The organism is Streptomyces sp. NPDC039736 (genome assembly GCF_055596485.1).
Genome location: NZ_JBVIUQ010000004.1, coordinates 656,892 through 669,404 on the forward strand (window position 1 = coordinate 656,892; position 12,513 = coordinate 669,404).

Below are 12,513 nucleotides of genomic sequence, written 5' to 3' on the forward strand. Positions count from 1 at the left end.
GACCTCACGGCCGACCCGACCGCCGCCTCCCGGCGATGCGTACAGCGCTCTGTGAACGGGATGTGGCAGTCGTATTGCACGCTGCCGACGCCCCTTGAGGGGGCTTCCCTTTCCGTTCTACCGTTCTGGAGTTGCCAAGGAACACGCTCTCCGGGGAGCAGTCGGCGCCACGTCGATTCCTCCGTGAGCCTGCTCCGCACACGGCCGTGTGCCCGAGTGGCTCAGGGGCTCGCCTGCAAAGCGAGTTACGTCGGTTCGATTCCGATCACGGCCTCTTGTCCGCACCTCCCTCACTGGCTTTCCCGCGCAGGATCTCCGCGTACGAAAAAGACTAGACGCCGCCACTGACAATCGACCGCGAGCACCCCAAATCCCTTGCTCAGAGCGGCAGTACACAGACCGGAACAGGCAATTCCAGAGCCGCGCCGGCAGAGCTCAGACGCCCCGTCTCCCGGTCCACGCGAAAAGTCGTCACCTTTCCCGACTTCTGGTTGGACGCGAACAGCAGCCGACCCGTCGGGTCGAGGACGATGTGCCTCGGGTACGAACCGCCGGAAGGCGTCAGGGAAAGGGGACGCAGCTCGGCCCCGCCTCGCCGGACCGCGAATGCGGCGATGCTGTCGTGGCCCCGGTTGGACACGTACACGAAGCGCCCGTCCGCCGAAATGATCACTCCGGCTGGGTAATTGCGCTCGTTGAGCGCTGTTCCGCGCGGGAGGGTCGGCTGTCGTTTTCCGGGGGTGAGCGTTCCGGTTCGGGGTTCGTACGCGCACACCACGAGAGTGCTGTCGAGCTCGTTGACGAGGTAGACGTACCTCCCCGACGGATGAAAGACCAGGTGACGCGGACCCGCGCCGGGCCGCAGCGAAGCGCGGCTCGTCTCACGGAGCGTCCCCTTCCGGCCGTCGAGCCGGTACGTGTGCACGGTGTCCGTGCCGAGATCGACGGCCAGGACGTACCGGCCCGCCGGGTCGGTGACGACCTGATGCGCGTGGGGACCTTCCTGCCGTTCCGGGTCGGGTCCGGAGCCTTCGTGCCGTACGACGTCGCTGACCGCCCCTGGCGCCCCGTCGCGTCCGAGGGGGTGCACGGAGATGCTGCCGCTCGTGTAGTGGGCGCTCAGCAGGAACCTTCCGTGCACCGACAGGTGGCACGGGTCCGCTCCGCCCGCCGGCCTGGATCCGAGCAGCTCGGGCGGGCGGCCGGGACCGACACGGACGGCGGTGACGGCTCCTTCCGTCTGCTCATTGACGGCGTACAACGTGCGCCGGTCCGGCGAAAGGGCGAGGTAGGAGGGGTTGGCAACCCCGGGGAACACGCCCGTCGAGGCCAGCTCACCCCGGCCGGGCCGGTAGGTGGCCAGGCCGATGCCGGTGCCGCCGCCGGGTTGTGTGGTGTACGTGCCGAGGAACGCGGCCCGCAGCGCGGTGGGGGCGGGGCCGTCGGAGCCGGCGGAGTCGGAGGAGCGGGCGGAGTCGGAGGAGCGGGCGGAGTCGGAGGAGCGGGCGGAGTCGGAGGAGCGGGCGGAACCTGCGGGACCTGCGGAACTGGCGAAACCGGCGGTGAGACCGGTCGGAGCGGGTGCTTCCGCGTACGCGGACCCCGGCAGGGCCAGGCTCGCGAGCCCCGCGCCTGCGAGGAAACCCAGCTCTCGTCGGCTCAGAGCCGCTTCTGGGCTCCTCCTGGTACGGACCTCACCCGCCCCGCCCGCCGTGTCCACCCCGTCCACCGCATGCTTCTCACCCATGAAGTCCCTCACGCCTCTCCCGTCCCGCCGGCACGTCGTGTCGCGCTCCGCATGGTGGCGTGGACCACTGGGCGGCGGCAAGGGGCCACGCAGGCGGTGCTCCGGAGGGCGGAGAAGAGCGGACGCGTGCCAAAAACGGTGCAGGACCAGGTGCCGAGCCAGTGAGAGGCCGGTTGTCAGACCCGGGTGCAACACTCTTTTCCACGCACGGATGTCGGTGCCGTGGATGTCGGTGCGGAGTCGCTGTGGCGACCAGTTCCTTGTGAACTGCATAGGGAAAACGGGCAGAGCCCCCGAGGCTCTACGCCCCGCTCGACAGCGCCCCGCTCGGCCGCGCCCCGCTCACCCGCGCCTCGTCCAGCCGCGCCAGGATCTCGTCCACCGTGCCCTCGGGGGTCAGACCCGACGAGTCCAGCCACAACCCGATCCTCGGGGTGGTCTCCCGCATACCCCGGTCCATGAGCGCCGGGGTCCAGCCCTCGCCGTACCCGGTCTTCGCCCGGCCCTCCTCCCGGGCGGCGAGGGCATCCGCGTCCGGGGCGAGGACAACGACGTACAGCGGCCTGGTGCGCACCAGACCGACGTACCTCTCCAGTTCCTCCCCCAGGACGACGTCCTGCACGACCGCGGTGTACCCCTCCGACGCGTACGCGTCGGCGGTGCCGGCGGAGAGCCGGTAGCGGAGCCGGAGTTGGGCCAGCGCCTCCTGGCCCGCGTCGGGGGTCATCTCGACGCGCCCCGTCACCACCATCCGCCGGAAGACGTCCCCGCGGACGTGGGCGGCGCGGGGCAGCCGTTCGGCGAGCGCCTGGGCGACGGTCGACTTCCCCGCGGCCATCGCACCCGTCACGAGAACGACGGCGGAGTCCAGTTCTGCCATTGTGGAATCGACCATGAAAGGACCGTATCCAGAACTGCCGTACGCGTCTCATGAGTTACGACGCGGCTCGGGCCCGCACGAGGCGGCTCGGGCCCGCACGAGGCGGACCGGGCGCGGGTTGCCGGCGGACGAGCCGGAAGCGTACGACCGGCGGACGGCCCGGAAGCGTGTGACCGGCAGGCGGGCCTGGCACAGGTGGCCGACGGGCGGGCCGGAGCGAATACCGGCGGTCAGGCCGACACGGGTGACCGGTACTCGGTCCGGTCACCCGCGCGGCTCCACGACTACGGGTTGCTCACGGCCGCCTGGGGCCTGATGGGCAGCCGGTTGACCGGTCGGCCCGTGGCGGCCCGCACCGCCGAGGCGACCGCGGCCGGCGAGGTCACGACGGGCACCGCGCTGGCAGCCTTGGCGCCGAACGGTGCGACGACGTCACGCTCCTCGACCAGCTTGACGATCCGGATGTCCGGGGCGTCCAGGGAGGTCGGCAGGGCGTAGTGCGTGAGGTTGGGGTGACGCACCAGACCTCGCGGGGTGCGCAGGTTCTCCGTCAGGGCGGCGCCGACGCCCTGGGTCACCCCGGCCTCGATGCGGGCGGCGAGCTGCGCCGGGTTGAGGACCCGGCCGACGTCCTGGGCCACGGCCATCTCCACGACCCGGATGGAGCCGAGTTCGATGTCGACGTCCACGACCGCGCGCACCGCGCAGAAGGCGAGTCCGACGAAGGCGTCGCCCTGCCCGGTGTCGTCCAGGGGCTCGGTGGGGTGCGGGCGGCACTGGGCGGTGGCCCACAGTTCCTTGCCGTCCAGGGCCTCGGTGACGGTGGTGCTCAGGACGCCGTCGTAGGAGGTGATCTTGCCGTCGGCGATGGAGAGCAGTTCGGTGGACATGCCGAACTTGTGGGCCAGCGGCTGGAGGAGCTGGGTGCGGACCATCTTGGCGGCCCGCTCGACCGCACCGCCGGAGACCCAGGTGTGGCGGCCGTGGGTGGCCGGCCCGGCCGGGGGCTGGTCGGTGTCGACGGAGGCCACGTGCACCTCGTCGATGCCCAGGGTCTCCTGGACGATCTGACGGGCCAGCGTGGTGAAGCCCTGGCCGGTCTCGACGGCGGCGCAGATGACGGTGGCGATGCCGTCGTGGACCTTCACGGTGGCGGTGGAGACCTCGTCGGCGCCCTCGGCCCCCAGCATGTGCACCATGCCCAGGGCGTAGCCGACGCCTCTGCGCACCGCACTGGGTTCACCCGCGCCCTCCGGGCCGCCGGGCAGCAGCCAGCCCTCCTCCGGGGAGTCCTTGGGGAGGGTGGGCAGCGGGAAGTCCCGTACCGCGCGCAGGAGTTCGGCGACGGGGGCGGGGCAGGTGACGGTCTGCCCGGTGGGCAGCAGGTCGCCGGTGGCCAGGACGTTGCGCATGCGCAGCTCGGCGGGCTCCAGGCCCAGCTTCGCGGCGAGCTTGTCCATCTGTCCCTCGTAGGCGGCGCACACCTGGAGGGCGCCTTCACCGCGGACGTGGCCGGACGGGGGGTTGTTGGTGCGGACGGCCCAGCCCTCGACGAAGGCGTGCGGGACCACATAGGGGCCGCAGGCGAAGGACACGGCGGCGGCCAGGGACTCCGACGAGTCGTCCGCGTACGCGCCCGCGTCCAGCAGGATCTGGGCCTCCACCTTGACCAGGCGGCCCTCCGCGTCCGCGTGGTGGCGGTAGCGCAGCAGGGTCGGGTGGCGGTGGGCGTGGCCGAGGAAGGACTCCTCGCGGGTCGCGGCCAGCTTGACCGGGCAGCCGGTGCGCAGGGCCAGCAGGCCGAGCGGGAGTTGGAAACCCGCGTCCTCGCGGTCGCCGGTGGCGCCGGGCACACCGGTGACGACGATCTTCACGCGTTCGCGGTCCAGGCCGAAGCTGGCGGCGGCCAGGTCGCGGTCGGTGTGCGGGTCGGTGGAGGCGGTGTAGATCTCGACGCCGCCGTCGGGCCGCGGCACGGCGAGCCCGGCCTCGGCACCGACGGGGGCGGGGTCCTGACGGCCGATCCGGTACAGGCCCTCGACGACGACCTCGCCGGTGACCTCGGGGTCGCCGAAGCTGAGGGGGATGTGCCGGATCAGGTTGCCGTCGGGGTGCAGGGGTTCGGCGGCGAAGGCCTGCTCGGGGTCGGTGACCGGTTCGAGGACCTCGTACTCAACGGCGATCGCGGCGGCGGCCAGCCGGGCGGTGTCGGGATGGTCGGCGGCGACGGCGGCGATCGGCTCGCCGTGGTGGCGGACCAGGTCGTAGGCGAAGACCGGACGGTCGATGACCTTGCGGCCGTAGTGCGGGTCCCCGGGTACGTCGCTGTGGGTGACGACGGCGCGCACGCCGGGCATGGCGGCCGCGGCGGTCGTGTCGACGGAGAGGATCCGGGCGTGCGCGTGCGGCGAGCGCAGGATCGCCGCCCACAGCAGGCCCTCGGCCCACAGGTCGGCCGCGTACGGGAAGGTGCCCTCGGTCTTGGCGCGGGCATCGGCCGCGGGGAGCGAGGCGCCGAGTCCGTGGGCGGGCTGTTCCTGTTGCGTGCCGCCGAGCGCTGCGGTCGCGGTGGCCGCGTCGTTGCTCACGCCATGCCTCCGTCGTGCGGGTGGTGAAGGGTGTGCTGGGCGCTGCCCGCGCCGGGGGGCGCCTGGTGCGGGATGCGGGCCTCGTCGGAGGCGTGACCGGTGGCGGCGGCCTCGGCGGCGGCTTCGCGTTCGGCGACGACGTCGCGTACGGCCTCCAGGACGCCCCGGTAGCCGGAACAGCGGCAGAGGTTGCCGCACAGGGCCTGCCGGGTCTCCAGCTCGGTCGGCGCGTGGTTGCCTTCGAGGAGGTCGTGGACGGTCATCGCCATGCCGGGGATGCAGAAGCCGCACTGGACGGCACCGCAGTTGGCCAGGGCCCGCTGGACGTCGGAGGGTTCGCCGTCGGCGGCCAGCCCCTCGACGGTACGGACCTCGGAGCCGGCGGTGGTGGCGGCCGGCACCAGGCAGGAGGCGACGAGGCGTCCGTCGACCTGGACGGCGCAGGCGCCGCACTCTCCCTGGGAGCAGCCGTCCTTCGCTCCGGCCAGGCCGAGACGCTCGCGCAGTACGTACAGGAGCGACTCGCCGATCCAGGCGTCGGTGACGGGCCGGTCGGCGCCGTTGACCCGCAGGACGTAGGAGGCGCTGGGGTGTTCGCTGGGCGCGTCGTGGAAGGGCGGGGGCTCGTGCGGGGCGGCGTAGGACGGGGCGAAGGCCGCCTCCGGGGAGGCCACGAGGCCGGAGTCCGGGGCGGGCTCGGCGCCGTAACCGGTCTCGGGCTCCGGGGCCGCGGCCGGCGCGTCACCGGACGGAGCCTCGTGAAGGGCTGCGGGGGCCGCCTCCGGGTCGTCGGCCGGAGCGGTCGGCGAGCCCGGGAGGTCCGGGAGGTCCGCCGAGTTCGGGTCCGGGGCGGCCTCGGGTGCGAGGGCTCCTTCGGGGGCCAGGGCCGCCTCGGACGCGAGGGCCGCCTCGGGCGCGGCGGCTCCTTCGGCATCGTGGGCTGCTGCCTCGGCGGCCGGTTCGGAAGCGGAGGGGGCGGGGTCACCGTCAGCGGGGTCAACGTCGGCGGGGGTGCCGTCGCCGGGGAGTCCGTCCCCCGGAAGTCCTTCCACGGAGAGTTCGTCCGCGGGAAGTCCGTCGCCGGGGGCGCCCCCGAGCTCGGTGGCGGTGTCCTGAGCCTCCGGGGCGGGCTCCGTCGCAGGTGCGTCGGGGGTCTCGGCCGGACCGGGGGCGTCGGCCTCCGCGTCGGGGGCGAAGGCGTCCGGGGCCGGGAGGGGCGTCCCCGCGGCGGGAGTGCCGAACGCGGGCTCCTGGGGACCGTCGAAGGGGGCCTCCTGGGCCGGATGCGCACCGTCGCCCAGGGGTGCGGCATCGGTGGCGCGGGCATCGTCGCCGGGGTGCGCACCGTTCCCCAGGGGTGCGGCATCGGTGGCGCGGGCGCCGTCGCCGAGGTGCGCACCGTCGCCCGAGGAGGGTTCGGTCGTACCGGCCGGCTGGACGGGCGGGATCGCCCAGGGCGCCGGGGCGCCGCCGGGGAGGGTCGCGGGGGTGCCGGGCATCTGCCAGGGCGTCGCCGGGGGGACGGGAGCGGCCGTGGGGGCCGGGCCTGCCTGGGCGTGCGGCCCCGCCGGGTGGTCCGAGGGGCCGGCCGGTGCGCCTGGCTCACCGGGCGCGTGCGGTGCAGTCGCGGCCCCGGCTGCGGCTGCGGTCTCGGCCTCGGCTTCCGTGGTCGGCGGGACGGTCCCGAACGCCGGGTACTCGCCCGAGTCGTCCCGGGAGTCCTCGCCCGTGAACGGCACGGCCCACTGGCCCGTGGGTGCGCCGGCAGCGGTGCCGACGCCGTCGGTGCCGTCGGTGGCGGAGCCGATCCCGTCGTTCGCGGAGACCCGGCCGGGAGCGGCGGCCCCCGCGGCGGTCGGGGAGGAGGACGGGCCGAGGGTCTCGGTGAAGTTCCACTGACTGGTCGCACCGGCGTCGTGCCCCGCCTCGGGCCAGCCGGAAGCGGCCGGTGCCTGGTGGGGCTGAACCCCAGGAGCCTCCTGCGCGCCGTGAGCCTCGTACCCCGGTACGCCATGGGGCGGCGTGCCGTAGGACTGCGTGCCCCGGTCCTGCGGCCCCTGGTAGGGCAGCGGGTCCTGGTAGGGCGGCGGGTCCTGATGGAGGTGGACGTTCCAGGTCCCGGTCTCCAGGGGGGCCGTGATGTGCGGGGGCACGTAGTCGTGGCCGGGCGCGGCGAGCGGGGTGCCGGTGCGGCCGAGGTCGAAGCCCTCGGGCAGTTGGACGAACGCCGTGGCGTCGGCGTCGTACTCCCCGCTCTGCGGCGTCGGCTGCCAGCCGTGCGAGACCAGGCCCAGCGCCGGGGCGTGCGGCGTCCGATGGTCGGGCCCGCCGGCGTTCCCCGGCTCCCCCGCCTGCTCGGCGTGCTCCGCCTGTTCGGCGTACCCCGCGCGTTCGGCGTAGCCCGCGTGCTCAGTGTGCTCCGCGCGCTCGGTGTGCTCGGTGTTGTCCGTCACGACAGCGCCCTCCCCAGTGCTCGTCGGGCCAGCGCGGCGACCGTGCGCCGCAGGTGCAGTACGGCGGGGGCCAGCGGCGGCGCCTCCGTCCCGTCGGTCGGCTGGGGCGGGTCGGGAATGCAGGCGGCGGCGACGTACTCGCCGAACGCCTCGCAGGCCTCCGGGGCGAGGCGCCGCTCGCCGTCCCAGTCGATGAGCGAGGCGATCCACGCCTCGGCCTCCAGCGGACGCAGCGGCATCTGCGCGATCGCGCCCACCGCGCAGCGCACGCCGCGCCGGGCCGGGTCCAGGACGAGGGCGACGGAGGCCGTCGCGCGGCCGGGGCCGGTGCGTCCGGTGGCCTTGAAGAAGACCTGCGGGGCGTGCAGCAGGGGCGCGCGGACGAAGGCGATGAGCTCGCCGGGTTCCAGCATCGCGCGCCCGGCCAGCAGGTGGGAGACCGGGACGTCGCGCTGACCGCCGGGACCGGCGACGACCAGGGTCGCCTCCAGGGCGGCCAGGACCGGAAGGGAGTCGCCGGTCGGGGCGGCGGTGACGATGTTGCCGCCGAGGGTTCCGGCGTTGCGGATCTGCGGCGGGCCCGCCGCGCGGGCGGCGGCCGCGAGGGCGGGGATGAGGGCGGCGAAGTCGGGGCGGCCCATCCGGGCGTGCGTGAGACCGGCGCCCAGGAGGGCGTGCCCGTCCTGGTACTGCCAGCCCCGGATCTCGCTGATCCGGCCGAGGCCGACCAGTCCGGAGGGGCGCAGGTGCCCGGAGTTCACGGCGGCCATCAGGTCGGTGCCGCCCGCGACGGGCACGGCGGCGGGCATGGCGGTGAGAGCCGCCACCGCCTCGTCGAGCGAGGCAGGCAGCGTCACCGAGTGCGCCGCCTGCGGTGCGTGCGTGGTCAACCCAGCTGCCCCTTCCCGGTCTCCCGCCTTGTTGCGCCGTACGGTACGTGCTCCCGGCCCGGAGGTGGCAACTCTGGCACATCTTCGAATCGGCCCGACGCGAGGGTCCGCCCGAGGACTTCCCGCCCGGTGCGCAGGCACGTCGCCCCTTTGACCCGCTCCTCCCGCCCGGGCCGGATTGACCGGAACGGGGTGTTTTGGATCGTTCGGGCCGCACCGCAGCCTTCACGGCTGTTGTTCAACATTGCACTGTTCAGGGCGTGGTTCGGGCCGGCGTTCGGGGTGCTGTTCGAGGCGTCGCCGCACGGCCGGCCGGGCCGGGCCCCGGCACGGGTCGCGGCGTGGCGGAAGGCGGGGACGGGGGCACGGCGAAGGCCCCGGGACGGTCGCGGGGAACGGTCCCGGGGCCGGGCGCGCAGGACGCGCCGCCGCCCGTGCGGCTCACACGTTCGGGGGCGACCCCTCGATCGGGCGTCCGATCACTCCGGGGCGCCGCTGCTCGGGCCGGGGCCCGGTGGGCGGCCGGTAGTCGACGCCGAGGGCGTCCAGGCGGGCGTAGTGCGCGGTCATCCGGGACGCGAAGGCGGCGAAGTCCCGTTCGGCGGGGGCCGGGAGGGACGACCAGGCCACCTCGGCGAAGGCGGCGAGGCGGGGGAAGACCTGGTAGTCGACCCGGGCGCGGTTCTCCATCACCTCGGTCCACACGTTGGCCTGGGTGCCCAGGACGTGCCGGGCCTCGTCGGCCGAGAGCTCCGGCGGGACGGGCTCGAAGCGGTAGACGTCCTCCAGCGTGCGGACGTAACCGATGGGCATCGGCTCGTCGGGGCCGTCGTGCTGACGGTGGTCCAGGTAGACCTGCTGCTCGGGGCACATCACCACGTCGTGGCCGGCCTTGGCGGCGGCGATGCCGCCCTGGTAGCCGCGCCAGGAGGAGACCGCCGCCCCCGGGGCGAGGCCGCCCTCCAGGATCTCGTCCCAGCCGATCAGGCGGCGGCCGCGTTCGGTGAGCCAGGTGTCGAAGTGCCGGACGAACCAGGACTGGAGCTCGTCCTCGTCGGCCAGGCCGAGTGCCTCGATCCGGGCCTGCGCGGCCGGGGACCGCTTCCACTGGTCCTTGGGGGCCTCGTCGCCGCCGATGTGCACGAACTGCGAGGGGAAGAGGGCGAGTACCTCCTCGAAGACCTCCTCGTAGAAGCGCAGCACACGGTCGGAGGGGGCGAGGATGTTGGGGTTGATGCCCCAGGTGTCCCAGACGCCCAGCGCCGAGGTGTCGACGACGTCGGTGTTGCCGAGTTCCGGGTAGGCGGCGATGGCGGCCTGCGAGTGGCCCGGGATGTCGATCTCGGGGACGACGGTGATGTGCCGGGCGTGGGCGTGGGCGACGATCTCGCGGATGTCGTCCTGGGTGTAGAAGCCGCCGTGCGGGGTGTCGTTCCACGACTCGGACGCCCGGTGGCCCCACTTGGAGCGCGGCCGCCAGGACCCGACCTCGGTCAGGCGGGGGTGGCGCTTGATCTCGATGCGCCAGCCCTGGTCGTCGGTGAGGTGGAAGTGGAAGACGTTCAGCTTGTGCGCGGCCAGCAGGTCGAGGTAGCGCAGGACGTCGTTCTTCGGCATGAAGTGCCGGGCCACGTCGAGCATCATGCCGCGCCAGCCGAAGCGGGGCGCGTCCTCGATGCGCTGGTACGCCAGCCCCGCCGGCTCCGCGAGCCCCGTCGGCCCCGCCGTCACCGGCGCGCTGCGGAACGCCTCCGGCCCCAGGAGCTGCCGGAGCGTCTGGGCGCCCCAGAAGACGCCGGCCGGGCCGCCGCCGGTGAGGTGCACGGCCGCGTCGGGGCCGATGTCGAGCCGGTACGCCTCCGCCGCCAGCGACGCGTCGAGCGCCAGCCGTACGACCGCGTCCTCGGCACGCCCGGCCGGGTCCAGCGGCAGGCCGAACGCCGCGCCCAGCACACCGCGCAGCCAGCGAGCGGTGCCCTCGGTGCCGGGGGCCGCGTGCACGGTGGCCGCCGCGTCCAGCCGTACGAAGCCCTCCGGCGAAGACCGCTCCACCGTCGCCGGGGCCGGAATCACCGGTATCTGGTCCGTCACGCCCATCACTCCCATCAGTCCCGCCCGGGACATCGGTTCAGTCCTTGACCGCCCCGCCCAGTCCCGAGACCAGGCGGCGTTGTACGAGTACGAAGAAGACCAGGACCGGGACCGTCATCACCGTCGAGGCCGCCATGATCCCTCCCCAGTCGTTCTCGTCGGGTTTGAAGAAGACCAGCAGCGCCATCGGCAGCGTCGACTGCGAGACGTCGCTGATCAGGAAGGTCTTCGCGAAGAGGAAGTCGTTCCAGGTCGAGATGAAGGAGAAGACGCTCGTCGCCACCAGGCCCGGGAAGACCAGCGGGAAGAGGATCTGCCACAGGAAGCGGGTCCGGGAGGCCCCGTCCAGGTAGGCGGCCTCCTCCAGCGCCTCCGGCACCGCCTTCACGAACCCCCGCAGCATCCACACCGCGAAGGGCAGGGAGAAGGCGAGGTGCGGCAGGATCAGCGAGCCCAGCGTGTTGAGCTGCCCGAAGTCCCGCATCAGGAAGAAGAGCGGAATCGTCAGGGCCTCGACCGGCACCATCTGCGCCACCAGGAACATGATCAGCAGCGTGGTGCGGAACCGGAAGCGGAACCGGGTCACCGCCGTCGCCGCCAGGAACGCGATCAGCGCCGACAGCACCACCACCGACCCCGCCACCAGCAGGCTGTTGAGGAAGTACCGCCCGAAGTCCTCCTGTGCGAACACCCTCCGGAAGGAGTCCAGCGACGGCGCCAGCGTCCAGGGCTTCGCCTCCGTCGACTGCACCTCCCCCGCCGGTTTGAACGCCGACAGCACCATCCAGTACAGCGGGAACGCCACCACCACGGCCACCAGCAGCGCCGACGCCTCGGCGAAGAGCCGCCACGGCCGCCGCACCCGCAGGCGCCCCCTCAGCGAAACCCCGTCCACCGCGCTCACAGTTCCTCCCCCTGACGCCTCATCAACCGCAAGTACACAAGCGTCACCGCCAGCAGGATCAGCAGCATGACGACGCCGATCGCCGAGCCGAGGCTGTACTGGGAGGAGGCGAAGGCCTTCTGGTACGCGTACACGTTCAGCACGAGGTTCTGGCCGGCGATGCCGCCGCCGCCCGTCATGACGTAGATCTGGGTGAAGACCTTGAAGTCCCAGATGATCGACTGAATGGTGACCACGACCAGGATCGGCCGCAGCATCGGCGCCATGACGGACCGCCAGATCTTCCACTGGGACGCCCCGTCCAGCGCCGCCGCCTCCAGCACCTCCCCCGGAATCGCCCGGATGCCCGCGTACACGGTGACCATCACGAACGGGAAGGAGCACCAGACCACTTCGAGGAGGACGAGCGCGAAGGCGCTGTAGCGGCCGTACGTCCAGGAGAAGTCGCCGAGGCCCAGCAGCCGGTTGACCGGCCCGTAGTCCGGGTCGAAGAGGAAGACCCACACCGTGGACCCGGTGATCGCGGGCGTCGCCCACGCCCCCAGCGCCGCCAGCATCAGCGCCAGCCGGGGCAGCGCCCGCACCCGCGTCAGCAGTACGGCCAGCGCACACCCCACCGCCAGGGTCGTCACGACGCACGCGGCGGCGAAGCCCACCGTCGCGCCCAGCACCTGCCAGAACTGCCCGTCGCCGAAGAGGGCGGAGTAGTTGCCGAAGCCCTGGAAGGTGGTCGGTTCGCCACCGCTGACCTGAGCCTGGGTGTATTCGAGGAACGAGATCAGGCCAAGTTGGTAGATCGGGTAGAGCAGGAGGGCGGCCAGGACGACCAGGGCGGGGGCCAGGTAGAGCCACGGCGTCCACCCGGCGCGCCCGCGCGGCGACGGGCGCCGCCCGCGCGCGGGTCCGCCCCCGCCACGCCCCGTCGAAGGCGCCCCGTGCTTCTCCACGGGGGGCGCGGTC

At 73.5% G+C, this 12,513-nt stretch carries 8 protein-coding genes and 1 tRNA gene; 1 reads left to right on the top strand and 8 read right to left on the bottom strand.

What is annotated here, in order from left to right:
* Nucleotides 1-202: 202 nt before the first annotated feature.
* A tRNA-Cys gene (locus tag ACZ56L_RS16340) sits at nt 203-274 on the top strand.
* Between the two features lie 105 nt (nt 275-379).
* Here the strand turns inward: ACZ56L_RS16340 and ACZ56L_RS16345 are convergent.
* From ACZ56L_RS16345 to ACZ56L_RS16380, 8 genes are all read right to left on the bottom strand, one after another.
* A complete protein-coding gene (locus ACZ56L_RS16345; protein ID WP_471064621.1) occupies nt 380-1,747 on the bottom strand; it encodes a lactonase family protein in 1,368 nt (455 codons plus the stop codon).
* Between the two features lie 301 nt (nt 1,748-2,048).
* Nucleotides 2,049-2,642, bottom strand: a complete 594-nt coding sequence (locus ACZ56L_RS16350) for an AAA family ATPase (protein WP_468687892.1) — start codon at nt 2,640-2,642, stop codon at nt 2,049-2,051.
* Between the two features lie 269 nt (nt 2,643-2,911).
* Entirely contained in the window at nt 2,912-5,215 is a 2,304-nt protein-coding gene (locus ACZ56L_RS16355; RefSeq protein ID WP_380837359.1) for a xanthine dehydrogenase family protein molybdopterin-binding subunit, read from the bottom strand.
* Nucleotides 5,212-7,668 carry a (2Fe-2S)-binding protein gene (locus ACZ56L_RS16360; RefSeq protein WP_471064624.1) on the bottom strand — a complete coding sequence of 819 codons (2,457 nt, stop codon included), beginning with the start codon at nt 7,666-7,668 and terminating at the stop codon, nt 5,212-5,214. The genes ACZ56L_RS16355 and ACZ56L_RS16360 overlap by 4 nt, the downstream gene beginning before the upstream one ends.
* Nucleotides 7,665-8,558, bottom strand: coding sequence for an FAD binding domain-containing protein (locus ACZ56L_RS16365; protein ID WP_345222487.1), 894 nt, complete (start codon nt 8,556-8,558; stop codon nt 7,665-7,667). The genes ACZ56L_RS16360 and ACZ56L_RS16365 overlap by 4 nt, the downstream gene beginning before the upstream one ends.
* Nucleotides 8,559-8,999: 441 nt before the next feature.
* Nucleotides 9,000-10,682 carry a beta-N-acetylhexosaminidase gene (locus tag ACZ56L_RS16370; RefSeq protein ID WP_471064626.1) on the bottom strand — a complete coding sequence of 561 codons (1,683 nt, stop codon included), beginning with the start codon at nt 10,680-10,682 and terminating at the stop codon, nt 9,000-9,002.
* Nucleotides 10,683-10,686: 4 nt separating this feature from the next.
* Nucleotides 10,687-11,553 (bottom strand): carbohydrate ABC transporter permease, encoded by an 867-nt coding sequence (locus tag ACZ56L_RS16375; RefSeq protein WP_345222483.1) that lies wholly within the window; start codon nt 11,551-11,553, stop codon nt 10,687-10,689.
* Nucleotides 11,550-12,500, bottom strand: coding sequence for a carbohydrate ABC transporter permease (locus ACZ56L_RS16380; protein WP_345226432.1), 951 nt, complete (start codon nt 12,498-12,500; stop codon nt 11,550-11,552). Before ACZ56L_RS16380 ends, ACZ56L_RS16375 begins: the two co-directional genes overlap by 4 nt.
* Nucleotides 12,501-12,513 lie beyond the last annotated feature (13 nt).